The organism is Herbaspirillum sp. meg3 (assembly GCF_002257565.1).
Lineage (GTDB): Bacteria > Pseudomonadota > Gammaproteobacteria > Burkholderiales > Burkholderiaceae_D > Herbaspirillum.
In genome coordinates, this window is sequence record NZ_CP022736.1 from 2,460,455 (window position 1) to 2,484,455 (window position 24,001).

Annotated in this window: 21 protein-coding genes; 19 read left to right on the top strand and 2 right to left on the bottom strand. The window is 57.2% G+C overall.

The genetic code is table 11. The annotated features are described in order from the left end of the window. Window positions 1-94: 94 nt before the first annotated feature. Window positions 95-1,375, bottom strand: coding sequence for a C4-dicarboxylate transporter DctA (locus hmeg3_RS11175; RefSeq protein ID WP_094563782.1), 1,281 nt, complete (start codon window positions 1,373-1,375; stop codon window positions 95-97). A 292-nt stretch (window positions 1,376-1,667) separates the two neighbouring features. Between hmeg3_RS11175 and hmeg3_RS11180 the strand changes: the two genes are divergently transcribed. From hmeg3_RS11180 to hmeg3_RS11235, 12 genes are all read left to right on the top strand, one after another. Continuing rightward, window positions 1,668-2,876 carry an allantoate amidohydrolase gene (locus tag hmeg3_RS11180; RefSeq protein WP_232511997.1) on the top strand — a complete coding sequence of 403 codons (1,209 nt, stop codon included), beginning with the start codon at window positions 1,668-1,670 and terminating at the stop codon, window positions 2,874-2,876. 42 nt (window positions 2,877-2,918) lie between these two features. Continuing rightward, window positions 2,919-4,553 (top strand): histidine ammonia-lyase, encoded by a 1,635-nt coding sequence (gene hutH, locus hmeg3_RS11185; RefSeq protein WP_094563784.1) that lies wholly within the window; start codon window positions 2,919-2,921, stop codon window positions 4,551-4,553. Between the two features lie 88 nt (window positions 4,554-4,641). Further along, on the top strand, window positions 4,642-6,438 hold the full coding sequence (locus tag hmeg3_RS11190) for a methyl-accepting chemotaxis protein (RefSeq protein WP_094563785.1): 1,797 nt from the start codon (window positions 4,642-4,644) through the stop codon (window positions 6,436-6,438). A gap of 169 nt (window positions 6,439-6,607) precedes the next feature. Continuing rightward, on the top strand, window positions 6,608-7,183 hold the full coding sequence (locus hmeg3_RS11195; RefSeq protein WP_094563786.1) for a DUF4865 family protein: 576 nt from the start codon (window positions 6,608-6,610) through the stop codon (window positions 7,181-7,183). A 186-nt stretch (window positions 7,184-7,369) separates the two neighbouring features. Then, window positions 7,370-8,458 (top strand): ABC transporter substrate-binding protein, encoded by a 1,089-nt coding sequence (locus tag hmeg3_RS11200; protein ID WP_094563787.1) that lies wholly within the window; start codon window positions 7,370-7,372, stop codon window positions 8,456-8,458. Between the two features lie 3 nt (window positions 8,459-8,461). Further along, on the top strand, window positions 8,462-9,328 hold the full coding sequence (locus tag hmeg3_RS11205) for an ABC transporter permease (protein WP_094563788.1): 867 nt from the start codon (window positions 8,462-8,464) through the stop codon (window positions 9,326-9,328). Between the two features lie 12 nt (window positions 9,329-9,340). After that, window positions 9,341-10,138 carry an ABC transporter permease gene (locus hmeg3_RS11210; protein ID WP_094563789.1) on the top strand — a complete coding sequence of 266 codons (798 nt, stop codon included), beginning with the start codon at window positions 9,341-9,343 and terminating at the stop codon, window positions 10,136-10,138. 9 nt (window positions 10,139-10,147) lie between these two features. Next, complete coding sequence (locus hmeg3_RS11215; protein ID WP_094563790.1) at window positions 10,148-10,981, top strand: ABC transporter ATP-binding protein; 834 nt, start codon at window positions 10,148-10,150, stop codon at window positions 10,979-10,981. A 31-nt stretch (window positions 10,982-11,012) separates the two neighbouring features. Continuing rightward, window positions 11,013-12,266 carry a sulfite dehydrogenase gene (soxC, locus tag hmeg3_RS11220; RefSeq protein WP_094563791.1) on the top strand — a complete coding sequence of 418 codons (1,254 nt, stop codon included), beginning with the start codon at window positions 11,013-11,015 and terminating at the stop codon, window positions 12,264-12,266. Beyond that, a complete protein-coding gene (locus hmeg3_RS11225; protein ID WP_094563792.1) occupies window positions 12,253-12,843 on the top strand; it encodes a c-type cytochrome in 591 nt (196 codons plus the stop codon). Before soxC ends, hmeg3_RS11225 begins: the two co-directional genes overlap by 14 nt. A 43-nt stretch (window positions 12,844-12,886) precedes the next feature. Continuing rightward, complete coding sequence (locus hmeg3_RS11230) at window positions 12,887-13,828, top strand: TauD/TfdA family dioxygenase (RefSeq protein ID WP_094563793.1); 942 nt, start codon at window positions 12,887-12,889, stop codon at window positions 13,826-13,828. Then, window positions 13,825-15,204, top strand: coding sequence for an LLM class flavin-dependent oxidoreductase (locus hmeg3_RS11235; RefSeq protein ID WP_094563794.1), 1,380 nt, complete (start codon window positions 13,825-13,827; stop codon window positions 15,202-15,204). Before hmeg3_RS11230 ends, hmeg3_RS11235 begins: the two co-directional genes overlap by 4 nt. A 110-nt stretch (window positions 15,205-15,314) precedes the next feature. Here the strand turns inward: hmeg3_RS11235 and hmeg3_RS11240 are convergent, their stop codons facing one another. Beyond that, on the bottom strand, window positions 15,315-16,661 hold the full coding sequence (locus hmeg3_RS11240) for an MFS transporter (RefSeq protein WP_094566272.1): 1,347 nt from the start codon (window positions 16,659-16,661) through the stop codon (window positions 15,315-15,317). 174 nt (window positions 16,662-16,835) lie between these two features. Between hmeg3_RS11240 and cyoA the strand changes: the two genes are divergently transcribed. The 7 genes from cyoA to hmeg3_RS11275 all read left to right on the top strand — a co-directional run bounded on the left by cyoA (window position 16,836) and on the right by hmeg3_RS11275 (window position 23,931). After that, window positions 16,836-17,837, top strand: a complete 1,002-nt coding sequence (cyoA, locus tag hmeg3_RS11245) for a ubiquinol oxidase subunit II (RefSeq protein ID WP_094563795.1) — start codon at window positions 16,836-16,838, stop codon at window positions 17,835-17,837. Between the two features lie 105 nt (window positions 17,838-17,942). After that, window positions 17,943-19,946 (top strand): cytochrome o ubiquinol oxidase subunit I, encoded by a 2,004-nt coding sequence (gene cyoB / locus hmeg3_RS11250; RefSeq protein WP_094563796.1) that lies wholly within the window; start codon window positions 17,943-17,945, stop codon window positions 19,944-19,946. After that, the gene (gene cyoC / locus hmeg3_RS11255; protein ID WP_094563797.1) at window positions 19,939-20,574 is read left to right on the top strand and encodes a cytochrome o ubiquinol oxidase subunit III; all 636 of its coding nucleotides are present in this window, start codon (window positions 19,939-19,941) and stop codon (window positions 20,572-20,574) included. Before cyoB ends, cyoC begins: the two co-directional genes overlap by 8 nt. Next, window positions 20,571-21,041, top strand: a complete 471-nt coding sequence (cyoD, locus tag hmeg3_RS11260) for a cytochrome o ubiquinol oxidase subunit IV (RefSeq protein ID WP_050478949.1) — start codon at window positions 20,571-20,573, stop codon at window positions 21,039-21,041. The genes cyoC and cyoD overlap by 4 nt, the downstream gene beginning before the upstream one ends. A 161-nt stretch (window positions 21,042-21,202) precedes the next feature. Then, complete coding sequence (locus hmeg3_RS11265) at window positions 21,203-21,949, top strand: SURF1 family protein (protein WP_094563798.1); 747 nt, start codon at window positions 21,203-21,205, stop codon at window positions 21,947-21,949. Window positions 21,950-22,004: 55 nt separating this feature from the next. Next, complete coding sequence (locus hmeg3_RS11270; RefSeq protein ID WP_232511999.1) at window positions 22,005-23,405, top strand: ATP-binding protein; 1,401 nt, start codon at window positions 22,005-22,007, stop codon at window positions 23,403-23,405. After that, window positions 23,395-23,931 (top strand): response regulator transcription factor, encoded by a 537-nt coding sequence (locus hmeg3_RS11275; protein ID WP_094563800.1) that lies wholly within the window; start codon window positions 23,395-23,397, stop codon window positions 23,929-23,931. The genes hmeg3_RS11270 and hmeg3_RS11275 overlap by 11 nt, the downstream gene beginning before the upstream one ends. Window positions 23,932-24,001 lie beyond the last annotated feature (70 nt).

Sequence of the window (24,001 nt, forward strand, 5' to 3'; positions counted from 1 at the left end):
GGATGGATAGGCGTTGGTGTATAAGGCGGTTTTAAGTAGAGACCGAATTGTAACCCTGTATTTTGCGCTATCCATCCAGAACTTGTGTCAGTTCTTACTCGAAGGTCGCTGCAGGAATTTCACCGTTCAGCACGGCGCGGGCACGGGTCTTATCAATGTCCTTTTCCCAGGTGGCGACCACTACGGTAGCGACGCAGTTGCCGAGCAGATTTCCCAGTGCGCGGGCAATGCCGACGAACCAGTCAATCGACAGCACCAGCACCAGACCGACCACGGGAATCGCTGGAATCGTCGTCAGCGTCGCCGCCAGAATCACAATGGCGGAACCCGGTACGCCGTGTGCGCCCTTGGATGTGATCAGCGCAATCGCCAGAATCATCAACAGATCGCCCATGGCCAGATGCGTATTGGTAGCTTGCGCAATAAAGACCGCCGCCATGGTGAGGTAAATGGAAAACGCATCGAGGTTGAATGAGTAACCAGTCGGAATCACCAGGCCGACCGTCGATTTCTTGATGCCCATGTGTTCGAGCTTTTTCATGATCTGCGGCAGCACGCTGTCGGACGAAGCGGTTGCCAGCACCACGATCAGTTCTTCACGCAGATAGGCCATCAGCTTGAAGATGCTCAGGCCGGACGTGCGTAGAATCGCACCCAATATCACCACCACGAAGAAGATCACCGCGCCGTAGAACAGCAACACCAGCATGCCCAATTGCTTGAGCGAGCCGATGCCGTAGCGGCCGACCGTGAAGGCAATCGCTCCGAACACGCCCAGTGGCGCCAGCCGAATGATAAAAGCCATGCACTTGAAGAAGGCCTCCGACAGTGAAGAAATCAGCGCTACCGTTGGTTTGCCTTTTTCACCGATCAGCAGCAGGGCGCAGCCGAAGATGACCGAGATCAGCAAGACCTGCAACACGTCGCCGGAGGTGAATGCGCTCACGACAGTACCGGGGATCAGCTTCATGATGAAGTCGGCAAAACTGGTGCCCTTTACCTTGCCGGCAGTCTCGACGTAGCTGGACAGGCCGCTGGCATCAAGATTGGTCGGGTCGATATTCATTCCCGCGCCTGGCTGGAACACGAAAGCCAGTATCAGACCAAGGACAAGCGCGATCGTCGTCACGATTTCAAAGTAGATGATGGCTTTGACGCCAACGCTGCCAACCTTCTTCAGATCGCTGGCGCCGCAAATCCCTTGCACCACCACACAAAACACGATTACCGGAATGATCATTTTGATCAGCTTGATGAAGCCGTCACCGAGTGGTTTAAGGCTTTGAGCAAAGTCCGGATAAAACAGCCCGACGACGATGCCGGCAATGAGGGCGACGACGACTTGCCCGAATAAAGATTTCAAAAATCGATTCACCTTGGTCTCCTGATGTTGTTCTGGATGGGCGCGGCATAGGGATGTCGCGTCCTCTGTGCAGATTCTTATTTCAGCTTTTAGGTTGTTGCGGTCACTTCTCCGACCGTTGTTCCATTTGTTGCTTCATCGGCAACTTCTGCGTCAATTCAACAAATTCTTTTGACGTCTTGGAACAAGCTCACTATATTGCATACAATTTGTGAATACAATAAAAATATGCAATCCTGACGAGACCAAGGAGACAGCCGTGAAAAATGTTCCAGAGCAATACCAGCGTTGCGGGCAAGAGATCATGCAGCGCGCCGATGCGCTTGCCGTCCACACAGAAGCCGACGGCATGCTGACCCGCACCTATCTGACGGCTATGCATCATGCCGCCGCACACCAACTCAGCGAGTGGATGGTTGCGGCAGGCATGCAGGTGCGGCGCGACAATGCCGGCAACGTGATCGGCCGTTATGAAGCCGCTCCCGGCCATGCCGATGCGGCTGCGCTTGTTACCGGTTCGCACTTCGATACGGTGCGCAATGGTGGCAAGTACGACGGTAATCTGGGCGTCCTGTTGCCGGTGTCGTGCATTGCAGAATGGCATCGCGAAGGAAAGCGCTTTCCCTTTCCCATTGACGTGATCGGTTTTGCGGAAGAAGAGGGTGTGCGTTTCAAGGCGACCTTGCTCGGCAGCCGGGCAGTCGCCGGGACTTTCGACAAGACCGTGCTGGATAACCTCGACGAGCAGGGCAACAGCATGCGCGATGTCATGCGTGCTGCCGGTTTCAACCCGGATCAGCTGGATGCGTCGGCATGGCCGGCTGCAACGGTCGCCGCCTTTATCGAGGTGCATATAGAACAAGGGCCGTTGCTGCTCAACGAAGCGTTGCCGGTCGGCGTGGTGACGGCGATTTCCGGCGCGACGCGCTTCATGGGCGAGCTGCAGGGATTGGCCGGACATGCCGGGACGGTGCCGATGCATATGCGCCGCGATGCCGCGATGACGGCGGCGGAGATCGGTTTGTACATCGAGCAGCGTTGCAGCGGCAGACCCGGCTTGGTCGGCACCATGGGCATCATGGAAGTGCCGAACGGCGCGGCCAATGTCGTGCCGGGCAGCGCACGGTTTTCCATCGATATTCGCGCCGAACAGGATCAGATCCGTCTGGACGCAGTAGAAGACGTGATTACGGAAATCGACCGTATCTGCACGCGCCGCAATGTCGGCATCACGTTGCGCAAAACCCATGAAGCCGGCAGCGTGCCGTGCGCTGCTCATCTGCAAAAGCAACTGGCAAGCGCCATCGAAGCGTGCGGCTTGCCGCTGCGCCATCTGCCTTCAGGCGCAGGACATGACGCCATGGCGATTGCGGCCATCGCCGACGTCGCCATGTTGTTTGTCCGTTGCGGCAACGGCGGCATCAGCCATCACCCGGACGAGATCATGACCGAAGAAGACGCTGCAATTGCCGCACAGGTGTTCAGCAGCTTCGTTGAAAACTTCACGGCCTGACGACGAGTCCGCCGCATCTCCATCTCATTACAAAGGACTCCCATGACCACCATTACCATCGACGGTTTCAACCTCAACGCGGAGCAAGTTGTCAGCGTTGCACGCGCAAAGAACGGCACCTATGCCAAAGTCGCCTTGGCGGATTCCTCCCGCGCCGCGCTGAAGCAAAGCCGCGACTTCATCGAATCCACCTGGATGCACGATGAAGCGCCCATGATGTACAGTTTCAACACCGGTGTCGGCTTGCTCAAAGACACCCGCATCAAGGTTGAACATATCGAGCTGTTTCAGACCCAACTGATCAAGGCCCACAGCGCCGGCATCGGCGAGCCGTTCTCGGAAGAAGTCAGCCGCGCCACCATGCTGTTGCGCGCCAATGCCTTTGCCAGCAATTACTCCGCGCCGCGCGTGGAAGTGGTCGATCGCCTGCTGGCCTTCATCAATGCCGGTATTCACCCCATCATGCCGCAGAAAGGTTCCGTCGGCGCTTCCGGCGATCTGGCGCCGTTAGCCTATCTGGCTGCAGCCATCGTCGGTTTCGACGAAGCCGAAGTGATGTACCAGGGCAAGCGCATGAGCGCGCCGGAAGCGATCACCAAGGCCGACATCGGCCCGGTCAAGTTTGATCTCAAAGCCAAGGATGCTTCCGCGCTGATCAATGGTTGCACCGCGTCGCTGGCCGTGGCCGTGCTGGCGGCACACGATTCGCGCAACCTGCTGACCGACGCCTGCGTATCGCTGGGCCTGACGCTGGAAGCCATGCGTGCAGAGATGTCCGCCTTCGATCCACGCATCCAGCAAGCGCGTCCGCACGCCGGTCAGATCAAGACAGCGGCGGTTGTCCGCACCTTGCTCAAAGGCTCCACCCGCACGACGCACGAAGCGCGTTCGGTGCAATTGCCGGATGAACTGCGTCGTACCGATATTCCGTATTCGTCGCGCATCCAGGACGTCTACTCGCTGCGCTGCGCACCGCAAGTCTACGGCCCGGTGTTCGATGCGCTGGACTACATTGACACCATCGTCGACAAGGAAATCAATTCCGCCACCGACAACCCCCTGATCTTTGACAAGGAAGGCGGCGGTTTTGAAATCATCTCCGGCGGTAACTTCCACGGCCAGTATCTGGCGCAGGCGATGGACTTGCTCGCCATGACCATCACTGATCTGGGCAGCATCTGCGAGCGCCGCATTGCACGTCTGATCGACCCGACCCTGTCATGGGGCTTGCCGCGCAACCTGATGAGCGGCGTGCGTGGCGTCAACACCGGCTATCCGGTGGTGCAGTGCTCGATGAGTTCTCTCGTGATGGAAAACCGCACGCTGTCCATGCCGGGCAGCGTCGACAGCATCCCGTCCAAGGGCAACAGCGAAGATCACGTCTCCAACTCGACCTGGTGCGCGCGCAAGGCCGCCACTGTTGTCGCCAACACGCAATACATCGTCGGCGTGGAGATGCTATTGGCGGCACAGGGGTTGACCATGACGGAAGAACTGCTCAAGGATTTCGTGCTGGGCGAGGGCACGCAGGCGGCGTATGAAGAGATCCGCAAGCAGATACCGGCATGTCTGGACGGCGATCGCTGGTTCCACAACGATATTCAGGTGGCGCATTCCTTTATCACCAGTGGATCGGTGCGCGAGGCTGTGGTTGGCCGTATCGGCAAGTTTGTTTGAAACGTTTGCATCGGGTAGTTCAGTAAAGTACGTCGCTTAAGTACGTCAATAAAGCAGGCCCATAACAATAGTCAGGGAAGGTTCCGCCATGTTTAGCTCAATCAGAACACGTATTCTGTTCTTCAGTATTGCCTTGCTCATTGCGAGTCTGGGGTTGGTCGGTGCAGTGTCGTACGTGATTGTCAAAACGGATAACGACCTCGCCATCGATCAGAGTTCGCGTTCCATCGCCGATGGCTATGCCTCGGCGATCAATGAGTGGGTGGCGGCCAAGGCCAGCATGGCGGCTGCGGCGGCTGATGGGGTATTGCAGGCGGATCCGGTATTCGTCATCAAGCAGTTGCAGAAGAGCGGCGGTTTTTACGTCACCACTTTCGGTAAGGAAGACAAGACCGCTTTTACGTCGGCGGCTGAGGGACTGCCACCTGGTTACGATCCGACCGGGAGGTCGTGGTATCAGCAGTCGGTCAAGGCCGGCAAGGCGGTGGTGACCAAGCCTTACACCGACGTCGTCACCAAGAAGCCGATGGTGTCTTTCACTGCGCAGGTAAAGAAGGATGGCGTCTTGCAGGGTGTGGTGGCGGCAGCGGTATTTCTTGACGGCGTCAGCAATGTGGTGAAAGCGGTGCATCCGACGCCGGCCAGTTTCGCCTTCCTGGTTGATCGCGACGGCATGATGCTGGCGCATCCCGACGCCCAGTGGATCAACAAGCCGGTCAAGGATTGGAATCCGGAGTTGACGGCTGAGCGTCTCAATGCTTTTGCGGGTGATGACGCCAAAAAAGAGATCGTGCTCAACGGTGCCGCCAAGCTGGTGCAGGCAATCCCTGTGAAGGACACCGAATGGACCTTGCTGGTGGCAATCGACAAGGCAGACGTCAATGCCGGTATGCGTCACGCAACGCAGTCGTCGCTGATTGCCATCGTGCTGGTCGCGGCATTGGCGGCGCTGATCCTTGGCATAATTACTCAAGCCGTATTCAAACGCCTGTCGCAGGTGCGCAATGCCATGGACAGCATCGGCTCCGGTGATGGCGACCTGACCATGCGCCTGCCGGAAGACGGTAAGGATGAAGTCAGCCAGATCGCACGATCATTCAACGTATTTGTACAAAAGATCACGACGATCCTGCAGGAGATCCGGCGCACCAGCGATGCCGTCAAAGTATCGTCGTCCGAGATCGCCAGCGGCAATCTCGATCTTTCAGGCCGTACTGAGCAGCAAGCCGGTGCGTTGGAGGAGACGGCTTCCGCGATGGAGGAGTTGACGTCCACCGTCAAGCAGAATTCGGACAATGCGCGTCAAGCCAACGAACTGGCGTTGGCGGCGTCGGCTATTGCTGCGGAGGGCGGCGCAGTGGTCGGCAATGTTGTCGCGACCATGGAAGCGATCAACCAATCATCGCGCCAGATTGTCGATATTATCGGCGTGATTGACGGCATCGCCTTCCAGACCAATATCCTCGCTTTGAATGCAGCCGTTGAAGCGGCGCGTGCCGGTGAGCAAGGTCGTGGCTTCGCTGTGGTCGCCAGTGAAGTGCGCAGCCTTGCGCAACGTAGCGCACAGGCTGCCAAAGAGATCAAGGTGTTGATCGATTCATCCGTGTCGAAGGTGACTGACGGCGGCCATCTGGTCGAAAAGGCAGGGCAGACGATGGTCGAGATCGTGACCAGCGTCAAGAATGTCAGCGCCATCGTCAGCGAGATCGCTAACGCCAGTTCCGAGCAAAGTACCGGCATTGAAGAAATCAATCGCGCCATCACCCATATGGACGAGGGCACGCAACAGAACGCTGCATTGGTGGAGCAGGCCGCTGCAGCGGCGCAATCCTTGCAGGATCAGGCTACGCGTTTGGCGGCCATCGTGGGCGGTTTCAAAATGTAGCGCGGATGCCGGCGAGGAGTGACGGTGATTTGAACGTACCGTCATTTTCTGCATGTCGATATGTACGAAATGCACCATTTGCAAGACTCATTGCAGAAATGACAGTCACCGGCTGGTTGTCACATCAAGTTGAACCTACGCTCTCCTTGTTATCAAACAAGGAGAGCATATGCTGTCGAAACAATATTCACACCGGTTACCGATCGACTACGATCTCGATATCATTCGCCGCCGTGCAGCCGCGCGAGGCAAGTTATGGGACGACACCAAAGGCCTCGTTTTCAAAGCTTTTGTCCTGCAGGAAGCGAACAAGAACGGCGCCGCCGGCAATCTATATGCCTCGGTTTATCTCTGGAATGATGCTGCAGAAGCGGCCGACTTCGTCAGTGGCGACCGCTTCCGGAATGTCATCCGCAGCTTTGGCCGTCCCAGCGTCGAACTATGGCTGCCGCTGGACGCGCGCTCCGGCCCCGCGCAGCAGGCAAAGTCGCTCTATCGCGAAAACATCCCCTTCAAAGACTCGGCGAACGTCGCTGCATTGCGCGCAGAGGAGTGTGAGCGCAATCGCCAATTGGCACACCTGCCTGACACTGTCGCGGTGGTCACCGCAGTAGACTTGTCGACATGGCATCTGGTGCGCCTGCATCTGTCGTCGCAAGAAATTGATGCGACACATCCCGGCGATGCCTACGAGGTGCTGTATCTTGCACGTCCGGAATTGTCCGGTCTGGACGCTGCTGACTGACACCGAGCATCGACAACGCGCCGCCGATATCATGCGCGCACGATAAAAAGTTTCGCATAAGGACATACGAATTCATTCGTTTGTCGCCGGTTTTCCCTTACCTATACTTGATCGCAGATTTTCGCTCCGCTATCGCGGCTGTCTGTTTGAACAAAGTAAGCAAACAAGTAAGAGGAAGGGAAACCCATGACCGTAGACCGCAGAACTGTACTCAAACATCTTGCTGCCGGAGGCGTTGGCGCAGGTGCTGCATTGCTGGGGCTGCAGGCCCGTGCAGAGAGTCTCCCTGCGACCATCCGGATCGGCGTGGCGCAGCCGGGCATCGGCAATCCGCCACAGTTCTCAGGCAGCTCCGCCGCTGTTGCCAATGCCAAGGGTTGGGTGGAGGAGGAGTTCAAGGCGGACGGCATCAAAGTCGAGTGGTTCTTTTTCAAAGGCGCCGGTCCTGCCGTCAACGAGGCACTGACCAACAAGCAGTTGGATTTTGCGTTTCAAGGCGATTTGCCGGCCATCGTGGCCAAGTCGGCGGGACTCAAAACCAAGCTGGTGCTTGCTACCGGCGTGCGTTCGAATATCTATCTGGCGGTGCCGCCCGATTCGCCGATCCAGTCTGTCAAGGATTTGCGCGGCAAGCGCGTGGCCATCTTCAAGGGCACCAACGCGCAGCTGCCGATCAATCGCGTGCTGGAAGCAAACGGTTTGCAAGAACGCGATCTGCGCGCCATCAATCTGGATCAGGCGACGACACTGGCAGCGTTAAGCACCAAGGATATCGACGCTGCGTTCGGCAATATCAATCTGCTACGTCTGCGCGACAAAAATGCGGCGCGCATCGTCTACAGCAGCAAGGGCGGCTCGCCGGTCTTCACGACGCAATCGCATGTGCTGGTCACGGAAGAGTTTGCGCAGAAATACCCCGCGATCACCACGCGCGTGGTCAAAACCTTTGTGAAGACATCGAAGTGGGCGTCCGATGAAGTCAATCGCGAAGAGGTGCTGCGCCTGTGGGCAAAGGCAGGCACCCCCTACGAACATTGGCGGGAAGACTACGACGGCGAACCGCTGCGTGTACGCATCAATCCCAATTTCGATCCCTTCCTGGTTGCACGCTACAAGGACTCGGTGGAACAGGCATATCGGCTCAAGCTGAGCCGCGCCAAGTTCGACGTGGATCAGTGGATCGATCAGAGTTATCTGAAGGCGGCGCTCAAGGAGCTGCATCTGGAAACGTATTGGCCGATTTTTCAGGTCAACGGCAAGATTCTGGGGACCTGATCCATGAGTACGCAGCAGGCAGCGCTGGAGTTATCGCCACCCACACAATCTGCATCGCCCAAATCGACTCATGTTGTCGCTGCAGCGGTAACACCACAGCTGCGGTTTTACGATAAGTGGTCGCCGCGCTGGCTGGCCTTGCCGTTTCCTCTATTTCTCTTGTTGCTGTGGTACGTCGCGGCCCGATTTGAATGGGTCGCGCCGCAAGTGTTGCCGTCACCGCAAGCGGTGTTGCAGACCTTCATCGACCTGGTGGCTTCAGGGGAGATGTTCGACAACCTCAAGATCAGTCTGCTGCGGGTATTGCTCGGCTTTGGCGTCGGCTTGGTTGGCGGCTTGCTGCTTGGCGTTGCGATGGGGCTGTCGCCGGTATTCAAGGACTATGTCTATCCGCTGTTCAAGGCGTTCAGCCAGGTTCCGGTGCTGGGCTGGTTGCCGCTGCTGATGCTGCTGGTCGGTATTGATGAGGCGCTCAAGATCATCCTGATTTCCAAGGCGGCGCTGGTGCCGATTGCGCTTAATACCTACAAAGGTATCGAAAACGTGCCTGCCCGTTATGTCGAAGTGGCGCGCGTGTTGAAGTTCTCGCGTTGGCAATTGTTGTGGCGCGTTATTTTCCCCGCGGCGTTGCCTCCCATCTGGAACGGAGTTCGCTACGGTTTTACCCATGCCTGGCTGGCACTGGTGGTGGTGGAGTTGCTGGCGTCGTCGGAAGGTCTGGGGTACATGATCGTCTTCGGTCGTCAGTTGTTCCAGCTCGACGTCGTCATGGCGGCGGTGGTCGTTGTCGGTGTGGTTGGCTACACGCTGGATCAGGTGCTGGCACGGATTGAAGTTGTCTTGCTCGGCTGGCGCCGCAGCGGATTCTGACAGGAGATCGCCATGTCGTTTCTTCATCCTGAGGACAAGCATCCCGTGCCGAAGGTATTGCGAGGCTGGGTATTACCGATATTGCTGCTGACGTTGTGGTGGCTGGCTGCGCGTTTTCATTGGACAAATTCTCCTTTGCTGGTGCCGGTCGATAAGGTATGGGACACCGCTGTCGAGCAGGTGCGCAGCGGGGAATTATGGATTGCGCTTGAAGCAAGTTTGCGGCGCGATCTGATTGGCTTCGCGATTGGTGTCAGCGGCGGTCTGGTTTTCGGCATCGCATTTGGTTTATCGCGCTTGTTCGAACGCATGATCGGCCCGACCTTCCATACGCTCAAACAGATTTCCTTGTTTGCCTGGATTCCCTTGCTGTCGGTCTGGTTCGGTCTGGGCGACGCTGCGAAGGTCGCTTTCTTGTCGCTCGCAGCTTTCTTTCCGGTCGTGCTCAATACTTTTGAAGGTGTCCGCAGTGTGCCGGGTGAACTGATCGAGGCGGCACGCGTGTTGAAGTTCAACCGTCGCCAGTGGTTGTTCAAGCTGATCTTGCCGGCGGCATCGCCGTCGATTCTGGCCGGCATTCATCTGGCCCTGATCTATGCATGGCTCGCGACGCTGGGTGCGGAGTATCTGCTGGTGTCCGGCAAGGGGATCGGCAACACCATGATCGATGGTCGCGAATTGTTTTTGATGGATCTGGTGATTTTTGGCGTGATCGTCGTGGGCTTTGTCGGCTTTGCACTGAACTGGCTTGCGGCGCGTCTGGAACGTCGTCTGCTGGCATGGCGCGGCCGTTCCGTCGCGCAATTTTAAGGAGTTGAGATGTCGTTGGCCGGTACGCTGGATATCCAGCATTTAAGCAAGTCCTATCCCGTCAAGAATGGGGATTTGTCGGTGCTGGAGGATGTAACACTGACCATTGAGCCAGGAGAATTCGTCAGTATCGTCGGTTCCAGCGGCTGCGGCAAGTCGACCTTGCTGCGCCTGATCGTGGGATTGGAAGAGGATTATCAGGGACAGGTTTTGCTGGACGGTCAGCGCATCGTCGGCACCAGCCTGAGACGCGGCATCGTGTTTCAGGAGCATCGGCTGTTTCCCTGGCTGACGGTGGAGAACAATATCCAACTGGGATTACTCAACGCTGATCTGACGCCAGGCCAAAAGCGGCAGGCAGTGCGTGAGCACATTGCCCTGGTCGGCCTTGACGGCTTCGAAAAATCGTATCCGCATCAACTGTCAGGCGGCATGGCGCAGCGTGTGGCGATTGCGCGTGCGCTGGTCAGCAAGCCGGAGATCTTGTTACTGGATGAACCATTCGGTGCGCTGGATGCGCTGACGCGCGCCTATCTGCAGCAAGAGTTGCATCGTATCTGGCAGGCAGAAGGCATCACGATGATTCTGGTCACGCATGATGTGGAAGAGGCGATCTATCTGGGCGACAAGGTTGTCGTCATGGAGCCGCGCCCTGGACGCATCCGGCGCATCGTGCCGGTGGATCTGGCACACCCGCGTGAGCGCGCGGCAACCGCGTTTGCCGAGGTCAAGCAAGAGGTATTGAAGGAATTCTCGGGCGACAGCGCCAGTCTGGCGGAGCCGCCTTTGCGTACTGATGCTGTTGACCCGGATCAAATTCGCCAGTGGCAGTTCGCCATCTAAATAGAAAAAAAGAAGAGAGACAGCGTCGACAATGAGCAGTAAGACAAATCCCGAAGCAGGACGCAGACGCTTTCTGCGTGGTGGCGCTGGGCTGGGTGGTGCGTTGGTGGGCGCTTCCTTGGCCACAGGCGCACGCGCGGAGCCATTGACGGTTGCCCCGTGGAGTAAAACACCGGGAGAGCCGGTACTGTGGCATCCCTATGGCCAGCCGTCGCCCTACGAAAAAAATGTGGTGCGCCGATCGCGTGGCACAACGCCGCTACCGGGTGCAAATTCATCCATGACGCCGTTGCAGAATTTGCACGGCATTATCACGCCGACCGGGTTGGTGTTCGAACGGCATCATGCCGGCATCCCGCAAATCGATCCAGAGCAGCATCGGCTTGCGGTACATGGATTGGTGGAGCGACCGACGATTTTCACCATGGAAGATCTGGTGCGTCTGCCGTCGGTCTCACGCATTCATTTTCTGGAGTGTTCCGGCAACACCGGTCGTGAATGGAAAGGGCCGGGGACGGCTTCGCTGCAATTCAGCCACGGTTTGTTGTCGTGCTGCGAATGGACCGGCGTGCCGCTATCCGTCGTGCTGGAAGAGGTCGGCATCAAGCCGGAAGGCGCATGGATTCTGGCGGAAGGGGCCGACTCGGCAAGCATGACCCGCAGCATTCCGCTGAGCAAGGCGCTCGATGATGCCTTGCTGGTTTACGCGCAGAACGGCGAACGTCTGCGGCCGGAACATGGTTATCCCTTGCGTCTTTTTCTGCCGGGCTTCGAGGGCAACATGAGCGTGAAATGGCTGCGCCGTCTGAAGGTGGGACGCGAACCTTTCATGACGCGAGAAGAGACGTCGAAGTACACCGATTCGATGCCGGACGGTACTGCGCGCCAATTCACGTTTTTGATGGAAACCAAGTCGGTGATTACCTTTCCCGCGCCGGATCATCGACTCAAAGAAAAAGGCTTTTACGAAATATCGGGTCTGGCATGGACGGGGCGCGGACGCATCAAGCGTGTCGATGTATCGACGGATGGCGGTCGCAGCTGGAGCGTTGCGCAGTTGCAGGAACCAGTACTGGATCGTGCGTTGACACGATTCCGTTTTCCCTGGCGATGGGACGGCGCACCGACAGTATTGCAAAGCCGCGCAGTGGACGAAAACGGCTATGTGCAGCCGAAGGCAACGCAGCTGGTCGAAGCGCGAGGCGTCGAATCGAATTATCACTTCAACGCCATACAGAGCTGGAAAGTGGCAAGCGACGGAGTCATTACCAATGTTCAGGTCTAAGTCGTTCGCTATCCTCGTTGCGGTTTTTGTGGTGGCTTTGCTGATGCAGCCGCTTGCACAGGCGCAGAACTACGGTATCGGCCATCCGGCCGGCGAGCGTGATCTGGCCGCCTGGAATATCGATGTTGCGGCTGACGGTACGGGATTGCCCAAGGGAAGTGGCACTGTCGGGATCGGCCGCAACATCTACGCACAGCAATGTGCTGCCTGCCACGGCGCCAAAGGCGAGGGTGGTCTTGCTGACCAGCTTGTCGGTGGCAAGGGCTCGCTGGCGACGGCAAAACCGGTGAAGACGATCGGCAGTTTCTGGCCGTATGCGACGACGGTATTTGATTTCATCAACCGGGCCATGCCTTACAACGCACCGCAGAGTCTGAGCGCCGACGAGGTGTATTCGGTGACGGCGTATCTGCTCTATCTGAACGGGATTGTTGCGGATAACGCGGTGCTCGATGCGCAGTCTTTGCCAAAGGTGCGCATGCCTAATCGTGACGGTTTCGTCAACGATAGCCGTCCGGACACCTCCAATGTCGCTTGTCGCAAGAATTGCCGTCCGTCTTCTACAGCTCAACCGTAAGACGCAACTTTAGCCTGCATCATTTCAATGAAGGAGATACAAGATGTCAGAAGCATTGCTTGATTTGCATCCCGTTGCCGGTCGTATCGGTGCGGAGATCCGCGAAGTGCGCCTATCCGGCGATCTGGGAAAAGAAACATTCAACGCCATCCAACAGGCCTTGCTGAAATACAAGGTCTTGTTCTTCCGCGGGCAGCAGCATCTTGACGATGCCGGTCAGGAGGCTTTCGCCAAACTGTGGGGCAATCCCGTGGCACATCCGACGGTGCCGGTGCGCGACGGTACCGGCTATTTGCTGGAGCTGGATTCCGCACATGGCGGGCGAGCCAATTCATGGCACACGGATGTGACCTTCGACGTTGCCTATCCGCAGGCGTCGATTCTGCGCGCGGTGGAAATCCCCGCATATGGTGGCGACACTGTCTGGGCCAACACCGCGCAGGCTTATCTGGATTTGCCGCCGGCGCTGCGGCAACTGGCCGATAACTTGTGGGCGCTGCATACCAACGACTACGATTACGCATCGCGTTTTAATACCAATGAAGCGGGATTGAAGCGCTACAGGGAGGTATTCACGTCGACCATCTATGAGGCTGAACATCCGGTGGTGCGCGTGCATCCGGAAACTGGTGAACGTACTTTGGTGCTCGGCCATTTCGTCAAGAAGCTGCTGGGTTATCCGACAGCCGATTCCGAGCATTTGCTGAAGCTGCTCGACAGCTACGTCACGCGATTGGAGAACACCGTACGTTGGCGCTGGTCGCCGGGCGATGTGGCGATCTGGGACAACCGCGCGACACAGCATTATGCGATCAACGACTACGGCGATCAGCGTCGCGTTGTACGCCGGGTGACGATTGCCGGCGACATCCCTGTCAGTGTTGACGGCCGGCGCAGCGTGGCGCGTGAGGTGCCGGAAAAAACGCGTGCTGTCGCCTCAGCCGGTAGTAATGCTGCAGCTTCAACAGTGGCGGTGACATCATGAGTACGGCACAAAAGAAGGTAAAGCAGCTCAAGCTCGGGGCATTTTTGCAGGCGACAGGCCATCACGTTGCTGGTTGGCGCCATCCACGCTCGCAAGCCGATGCCGGACAGAATATCGCGCATTACCGGCAGATTGCGCAGACTGCCGAGCGCGCGAAATTCGACGCGCTGTTTCTGGCCGATGGTGTTGCGATCCGTTCGCACGATGCGGAAACCTTGCACCTGACATCACGCGCGGCGACTTTCGAGCCATTGACGCTGCTGTCGGCATTGTCTCAGGTCACTGAGCATATCGGCTTGGTGGCGACGGTTTCGACGACTTACAACGAGCCCTATCATGTGGCGCGCAAATTTGCTTCGCTGGATCACTTGAGCAACGGCCGTGCTGGATGGAACGTGGTGACGTCATGGTCGGAGTCGGAGGCGCACAACTTCAATCTCGACAAGCATCCGGAGCATGCCGCTCGCTACGAACGCGCTGAAGAATTCGTCGACGTGGTGCGCGGCTTGTGGGATAGCTGGGAGGACGATGCTTTCCGCTTCGATCAGGCGGAGGGTGTGCATTTCGATTTCGAAAAACTGCATGCCATTAATCACAAGGGCAAGCATTTCTCGGTTCGCGGCCCCTTAAATGTGGCACGTCCGGTGCAGGGCCATCCGGTGGTGGTGCAAGCCGGATCATCGGGGCCGGGGCAAGAGCTGGCGGCTCGTACGGCAGAAGTGATTTTTACGGCGCAGCAATCCCTGCAAGATGCACAGAATTTTTATAGCGGACTGAAATCGCGTCTCGATAAGTATGGCCGCAATCCGGATGAGCTGAAGGTCATGCCGGGTGTGTTTCCGGTAGTCGGCCGCAGCGAAAGCGAGGCGCAGGAAAAATTTGAGGAATTGCAGTCACTGATTCATCCGACTGTCGGTTTGTCGTTGTTGCAGCAGCATCTGGGGGGCATCGATTTGTCCGGCTATCCTTTGGATGGGCCGTTGCCGGAGAATCTGCAAGAACCGAATGGCACCAAGAGCCGTTTTCAGTTGGTGACGGCATTGGCGCGCCGTGAAAATCTGAGTATTCGCCAGCTTTATCTGCGTGTAGCGACAGCGCGCGGGCATTGGTCGATTCACGGCACACCGGAGAGCATTGTTGATCGTCTGGAAGAGTGGTTTGTGAAGGGCGGTGCAGACGGTTTCAACATCATGCCGCCGACTTTGCCGGGTGGGCTGGATGACTTTGTTGAACTGGTCTTGCCGGAGTTACGTCGGCGGGGCTTGTTCCGTACCGAATATGAAGGCCGCAGCTTGCGTGAAAATCTGGGACTCGCCCGACCGGCACACCGGATCTATCAGCAAAGCGGCGGCGATGTATTGGGACGTGTCGCTTAAAACGGGGGAGATTAAGAAGAGAGGCCGAAATCGGTCTCTGCAAGGAGATAACGAAAAAACGGCCTGGCATGCGAAAGCAACCAGGCCGTTTTTCTTATGCGTTTAAAAAATCAGCGGACATCCAGGGCGCGGTTCACGCTCAGTGCCGCCAGCGAGCAGACTGCACCCGACAGCAGATAAATACTGACGTAAGCCAAGCCAAAGTGTGCCGACAATCCCAATGCCACCAGCGGTGCAAAACCAGCGCCGACCAGCCATGCCAGATCGGACGTCAACGCCGCACCGGTATAGCGATACTTGGCCGGGAAATTGGCCGTCACTGCACCTGCAGCCTGACCGTACGACAAACCGAGCAGGGCGAAGCCCACCAGAATGAAGATGTCCTGGCCCGTGTCGCCACCGTTGATCAACGTTGGCACGAAGCCGCTCAATACGGCGATCAATACTGCGAGAGCGCCCAGCGTGGTGCGGCGACCGAAGCGATCCGCAATCGGACCAGACAGGACAATACCCACCATCATCAGCACGGCGCCGAATACCTGAACCATCAGGAAGTCACTCATCGAACGCATCGAATACAGCGAAATCCACGACAGCGGGAACACCGACACCAGATGGAACAGTGCATAGCTGGCCAGGGCGGCAAGGGCGCCGATGATCAGATTGCGGCCCTGAGTACGGGTGATGTCGACGACGCTGGTCGGTTCCAGTTCACGTTCAGCCAGCAGGCTCGAATATTCTTCCGAGGCGACCAGGCGCAGACGGGCAAACAGCGCAACCACGTTGATGGCGAAGGCGACATAGAACGGATAGCGCCAGCCCCAGTCAAGGAAGTCTTCGTTGCTCAGGTTGCCGATCAGATAAGCGAACACAAGACCGGCAACGATAAAGCCCACCGGCGCACCCAACTGGCCCAGCATGGCGTACCAGCCGCGCTTGTTCTTCGGCACGTTCAGCGCCAGCAGCGACGGCAGGCCATCCCAGGAGCCGCCCAGCGCCAGGCCTTGGCCGATGCGCAAGACCGCCAGCAGGACGATGGCTGTGAAGCCGAGATGCTCATAGGTCGGGAGGAACGCGATACCGGCTGTGGACAGGCCCAGCATGAACAGCGCCAGCGTCAGTTTGACCTCTCGCCCCAGTTTCTTTTGTATTGCCATAAAGATAATGGTGCCGAACGGTCGCGCAATAAACGCAAAGGAAAAAATGGTAAAGGCGTAGAGCGTGCCCTCCAGGCGTTGCTCAAATGGGAAGAAAATTGTGGGAAAAACCAACACTGAGGCTATGGCATACACGAAGAAATCGAAGTATTCTGAAGCCCTTCCGATGACCACGCCGATTGCAATATCACCAGGCGCAATCACTGGATGATCAGATTTGGCATTATCAGAACCACCGACAGGCGTATTTGCAGAAAATTTGCCAGGATGTTCAGGGTGATGAATATGAGTGCTAGCCATGATCATTGTCTCTCTTTCTTGGTTCGGTCTGTGACGCCGCTACGTTCCGCGAAGACATTGTCGATTTTTTGTTATGTACCTGGACAGCTGGGTAGGACAAATTGTCCAATCGCCAATGCTTTACGGTAAGTGTACATTAGCATGATTTGATAGCTCCGACTGGACTTTCCCTGCATGTTTTCACATCTCATTCGCCGCGGACTCATTTTCCTGCCTGCAATTTTGTTGGCTGGCTGCAACACGGTAGTCTTGAATCCTTCGGGAGACATCGCCAGCCAGCAAGGCAGACTGATCGTCATTTCCACTATCCTGATGCTGCTCATCATCGTTCCGGTGATCGCGCTGACGGTTCTTTTTGCCTGGCGTTACCGCAAGAGCAATACCGCGGTCCGCTATGAGCCGGACTGGGATCACTCGACACAGCTCGAACTGGTCATCTGGGGCGCGCCTTTGCTGATCATTATTGCGCTCGGCCTGTTGACTTGGATCAGCACCCATACGCTCGATCCTTACCGCAAGCTGTCGCGCCTCGATGCGCAGCGTCCGATCCCTGAAAACGTCAAGCCGCTGACCGTTGAAGTCGTCGCGCTGGATTGGAAGTGGCTGTTCATCTATCCGGAGCAAGGTATCGCGACCGTGAACGAGCTGGCTGCACCGGTCGACCGGCCTATCGAGTTCAAGATTACTGCTTCGACAGTGATGAATTCGTTTTATATCCCGGCGCTGGCAGGACAAATCTACGCGATGCCGGGCATGCAGACTAAGCTCAACGCGGTCATCAACAAGCCGGGCGAGTTCGAAGGTTTCTCCGCCAACTACAGCGGTGCAGGTTTCTCGGACATGCGCTTCAAGTTTCATGGCGTGAGCGACGAAGACTTCGACGCCTGGGTCAAGAAGGTCAAGTCCAGCGGCGGCGCTTTGCAACGCGCTCAATACATCGCGCTGGAAAAGCCGAGTATCAAGGATCCGGTGCAGCATTTCAACGCTGTCGATGGCACGCTGTTCCACGCGATTCTGAACCGTTGCGTCGCTGAAGGCCAGGTCTGCATGGATAAGCAGATGATGACCGACAAGAACGTCAAGGACGAAAGCAAGGGCGAGAAGACTGAAAAGGGCGCTGCCAAGGCCGCTCCGCAGGAAGTCGCCATGGCAGCCGGCCAGCACCACCATGAATAATCAATCGAAAGAACAGCCGGCGGCAGCGATGTACGCCACCGGCAAGTGTGTCATGCAAGCTGCAATGCATGATGCCGCGACCTTCTTTTTCAGCGGAAAGTAACGATGCTAGACCATATTGACATGACCAAGCTGATCTTCGGCCGTCTCAGCTGGGAAGCGATTCCCTTTCATGAACCCATCCTGCTGATAACCTTTATCGGCGTGCTTATCGGTGGCGTCGCCGTACTCGGCGGCATTACCTATTTCCGCCTGTGGGGTCCTTTGTGGCGCGACTGGATCACCAGTATCGATCACAAGAAAATCGGCATCATGTATGTCATCCTCGGCATCGTCATGCTGCTGCGCGGCTTCGCCGATGCGCTGATGATGCGTGCGCAACAAGCGCTGTCCTTCGGCGATTCGGCCGGCTTCTTGCCGCCGCATCACTACGACCAGGTCTTCACCGCCCACGGCGTGATCATGATCTTCTTCGTAGCGATGCCGCTGGTGACCGGTCTGATGAACTACGTCGTGCCTCTGCAAATCGGCGCACGCGACGTGGCTTTCCCGTTCCTGAACAACTTCAGCTTCTGGATGACCACATTCGGCGCCGGCCTGGTCATGGCTTCGCTGTTCGTCGGCGAATTCGCCCGTACCGGCTGGCTGGCTTATCCACCGCTGTCGGGTATTCTCGGCAGTCCTGATGTGGGGGTGGACTATTACATTTGGTCATTACAGATTGCCGGGGTAGGGACGCTGCTATCAGGGATTAACCTGATAGCCACCATCGTCAAGATGCGCGCGCCAGGCATGAACATGATGAAGATGCCTGTCTTCACATGGACTGCACTGTGCACCAACGTGCTGATCGTCGCTGCTTTCCCGATCCTGACCGCTGTTCTGGGCATGCTGTCGCTGGACCGCGTGTTCGGCACCAACTTCTTCACCAACGATCTCGGCGGCAACGCCATGATGTACGTGAACCTGATCTGGATCTGGGGTCACCCTGAGGTCTACATTCTGATTCTGCCTGCTTTCGGCATTTTCTCGGAAATCGTCTCGACCTTCAGCGGCAAGCGCCTGTTCGGCTACACCTCGATGGTGTATGCAACAGTCGTGATCACCATCCTGTCATACCTGGTCTGGCTGCATCACTTCTTCACCATGGGGTCCGGGGCGAGCGTCAATTCGTTCTTCGGTATCACCACGATGATTATTTCGATCCCGACCGGCGCGAAGATTTTCAACTGGTTGTTCACCATGTACCGCGGCCGCATCCGTTTCGAAGTGCCAATGCTGTGGACCATCGGTTTCATGATCACCTTCGTCATCGGCGGTATGACCGGCGTGATGCTGGCGGTTCCTCCTGCCGACTTCGTGCTGCATAACAGCCTGTTCCTGATTGCTCACTTCCACAACGTGATCATCGGTGGTGTGGTGTTCGGCATGTTCGCCGGTATCAACTTCTGGTTCCCGAAGGCTTTCGGTTACAAGCTGGACGATTTCTGGGGACGTTGCAGCTTTTGGTTCTGGTGCATCGGCTTCTGGGTTGCCTTCACACCGTTGTACGTGCTGGGCTTCATGGGCGTTACCCGCCGTATGAGCCACTTTGAAGATCCTTCGCTGCAAATCTGGTTCCAGATCGCTGCGTTTGGCGCCTTCCTGATTGCTCTGGGTATCGGCTCGTTCATCATTCAACTGGTGGTCAGCTACCTGCGCCGCGACAAGCTGCGCGACACAACTGGTGATCCATGGGGCGCCCGTACTCTGGAATGGTCGACTTCGTCGCCACCGCCGGATTACAACTTCGCGTTCACTCCACGCGTGCATGACAACGATGCGTGGGCTGACATGAAGGCCAACGGTTACACCCGTCCGCAGGAAGGTTTTGTGCCTATCCACATGCCGAAGAACACCGGTGCAGGCTTCATCATTGCAGCATTGAGCGCAGTGATCGGCTTTGGCCTGATCTGGCAAATGTGGCTGCTGGCAGGCGCGGGCTTCATCGCTCTGATGGCTGCGATCATTACACATACCTTCAATTACAAACGCGATTACTACATCTCGGCCGACGACGTCGTCCGGGTTGAAGCTAACCGCACACGCTTGCTGGATAGCCATGTCTGAGATTTCTAACTCCTCCGCCGCAACCATGGGCGCATCGCCAAGTTCGCGTTACTACGTCAAGGAACATCATCCGGAAAACGGCACTTTGCTGGGTTTCTGGATGTACCTGATGAGCGACTGCCTGATCTTCGCCTGTCTGTTTGCCACTTACGCCGTGCTGGGCCGCAACTACGCGGGCGGTCCGACCGGCGCCGAGCTGTTCGATCTGCCGCTCGTGGCGATCAATACTTCGTTGCTGCTGCTGTCGTCGATCACGTACGGCTTCGCCATGCTGGAAATGCAAAAGAAGAAGGTCAAGACCACGCTGATCTGGCTGGCCGTCACAGGCTTGCTGGGCGCCGGCTTTATCTATCTGGAACTGTATGAGTTCATCCATCTGATCCATGAAGGCGCAGGCCCGCAACGCAGCGGCTTCCTGACTTCGTTCTTCGCACTCGTCGCAACCCACGGTCTGCACGTCAGCTTCGGTATCGTTTGGCTGATCACCCTGATGTTCCAGATCAATAAGCATGGCCTGACACCTGAAAACGGCCGTCGCCTGATGTGCCTGTCGATGTTCTGGCACTTTTTGGACGTGGTCTGGATCGGCGTCTTTACCTTTGTTTATCTGATGGGAGTCCTGCCATGAGCGCGCCACAACATCAAGCCCACCCATCGCACGCCGAGAAATACGGTCATGAGGACGGCTTTGACGTCCACCATCATGACCATACCGCCGACCATGGCAGCCTGAAGAGCTACACCATCGGCTTCGTGCTGGCGGTGATCCTGACAGCGATTCCGTTTTGGCTGGTCATGGGCAACGTGATCGAGAAGTCGAGCACTGCAGGTTTTGTCTTGCTGGGCCTGGCTGTCGTACAGATCGTCGTGCACATGATTTACTTCCTGCACATGAACTCCAAGTCCGAAGGCGGCTGGACCATTCTGGCGCTGATCTTCACGATCATGGTCGTGGTCATCATGCTGGCTGGTTCGCTGTGGGTCATGTATCACCTGAATCACAACATGATGCCAGGCATGAGCCAGGATCTGATCCAGGAAGCCGTGCCGGGTTCGATGCAAAACATGCAGCACAACATGCCTGGCATGAAGTGATCTGTAGCTGATTTGCATCTTCCCCAGCATCTTCTAAGTATCGTTCAGTGACAGATAGTCAGTCTCCAGGGCGCGCCGCAGCTTCTGCAACAAGGGAAGCCACAGCGCGCCCTCGGTCTTCCGGGCTTCGCCGCTTTTTACCTCGCATCCTGGCGTTGTCCATGCTCGTGGTTTTTCTCGGGTTCCTCGCACTCGGCACCTGGCAGGTCAAGCGCCTGTTCTGGAAGCTCGATCTGATCGAGCGCGTGGATCGCCGTGTTCATGCCGCGCCCGTTGCTGCACCGGGGCCGGCTATCTGGCCTTCGATTACCGCTGACTCCCACGAATATCTCCACGTTCACACTGCCGGCACGTATTTGTATTCGCAAACTGCGCGCGTACAGGCCGTCACTATCTACGGCAGCGGCTATTGGCTGCTGACGCCGTTACGTGCCGCCGACGGGACGATTATCCTCATCAATCGCGGCTACATCGCCACGGGAGCGCATGATGTGAAAGAGGGCGCAAGCGACGGTCCCGCCGAGGTGAGCGGCCTGTTGCGTATCAGCGAACGCGGTGGTGGTTTCTTGCGCCATAACGACCCTGCAGCCGACCGCTGGTTTTCACGCGACGTGCAAGCCATCGCTGATGTACGCAAGCTCAGTAATGTTGCGCCTTATTTTGTTGATGTCGATGCCGCATCCAATGGTTCCGCGCAGCAAGACGGGCGCGCAACGGCGAGAGCGGCCGGCGAACCTATCGGCGGTTTGACGGTAATTGCTTTCCCCAACAACCACTTGGTTTATGCTCTCACCTGGTACGGACTGGCGTTGATGACGGCCGGTGCCGGCTTCTGGGTCATGCGCGACGAAAAACGCCGCCGCGCGGCCCGATCCGACCAGGAAAGCAATAATGGCAAGCAAGGCTGACAATACACATTACCTCACCGATAACAACATTCCGCCGCCTCAGCATGCTGAAGTGATGGACGGCTTGTTTCCACTCGGCCTGGATAAATCCTCCCGCACGCCTGACCGCGCCGCCGGTCACAAGAACATGCTGCAACTGATCCAGTTGCGCTGGATCGCCGTGTTCGGCCAGATCACCACCATCATCGTGGTGATCTTCGGCTTTGACATCCATTTGCCGCTGCCGCATATGCTGGAAGTGCTGGCCTGTCTGATTGCCTTCAATATCGGCAGCCACCTGCGCTGGCATGAGCGTCCCTTCGTCACCAATCGCGAACTCTTTCTCGCCTTGCTGGTAGACGTGGCCACGCTGACGGCGCAGCTCTATCTCAGCGGTGGCGCCACCAATCCTTTTGCCTTCCTGTATTTGCTGCAAATCATCATCAGCGCGGTGCTGCTGGCCGCTTGGTCAACCTGGACCATCGTGGTTATCACCAGCCTGTGTTTTGCCGGGCTGTCGCAGTTTTCGATACCCTTGTCGCTGCCTCCGGACCATGGCAACGGTGTCTTCAGCCTGTATGTCGAGGGCATGTTGATCTGCTTTATCCTGATTGCAGCCTTGCTGGCCATCTTCATTACGCGCATCAGCAGCATCCGCCGTGCCGGCGATGCGCAGTTGGCTGCATTGCGCCAACGAGCGGCAGAAGAGGATCACATCGTACGCATGGGCCTGCTGGCATCGGGCGCTGCGCATGAGCTCGGCACGCCGCTGGCAACCTTGTCGGTAATTCTCGGTGACTGGCGGCGCATGCCTGAATTCAGCAGCAACCCGGAACTGCTGGAAGAAATCAGCGAAATGCAAATTCAGCTTCAGCGTTGCAAGACCATCGTCAGCGGCGTGCTGTTGTCGGCAGGAGAAGCCCGTGGAGAGTCGTCGGTCAAGACGACGCTCAATACCTTCCTGAGTGATATTGCAGAGGAATTCCGCACCACACGCCCGATTGTCGCCTTCGATTTTGAAAATCATATTGAACAAGACATGCCGGTTGCCTTCGATTCGGCGCTCAAGCAGATGATTTGCAATGTACTCGACAACGCACTTGAAGCCTCGCCCCGCTGGTTGCGCCTGACAGCCACGCGCGAGGAGGGGATATTGAACCTGACCGTCGACGATACCGGCCCCGGCTTTGTACCTGGCATGCTGGATCAGTTGGGCAAGCCGTATCAATCCACCAAGGGCAAGACAGGCGGCGGCCTGGGATTGTTTTTTGTCGTCAATGTCGCTCGCAAACTTGGCGGTGCCGTCACTGCCCACAATCGTGAAGAAGACGGTATCATCGCGGGCGCTACGGTCAGTCTGACCCTGCCATTGTCAGCAATCAGCCTGGAAGCTGATGTGCCGGCGGTGGAAGAGGGCGCTGATGCACAAGAGAATCCATCAGAATCCACGAAAGAGAACTCGCAACATGTCCACTGAGCGTCTGCTGCTGATCATCGAAGACGACGCGGCATTTGCACGCACGCTGGGACGTTCGTTCGAGCGGCGCGGTTATCGCGTGCTGCTGGCAGCCCGCCAGGAAGAAGCCGAAGCACTGCTCAAGCAACATAATCCCGGCTACGCCGTGGTTGACCTCAAACTCAACGGCAATACCTCCGGTCTGGCCTGTGTGCAGATGTTGCATCAGCATGACGAAGCCATGCTGATTGTGGTGCTGACCGGTTTTGCCAGCATCGGCACCGCAGTCGAAGCCATCAAGCTGGGCGCCTGCCAATACCTTGCCAAGCCATCCAATACCGACGATATCGAAGCCGCTTTCGGCCATGTCGCCGGCAATACCGAGGTTGAGCTGACTAACCGTTCGACGTCAATCAAAACATTGGAGTGGGAGCGCATACACGAGGTGCTGGTGGAGACCGATTTCAATATTTCGGAGACCGCACGCCGGTTGGGCATGCATCGGCGTACCCTGGCGCGCAAGCTGGAGAAGCAGCGCGTGAAGTAACTGGCGGGATGCGCTTCGCGACGCCATGACTTTGTCATGTGACCCCTGCCACGACTCTAAAAAATAGGCA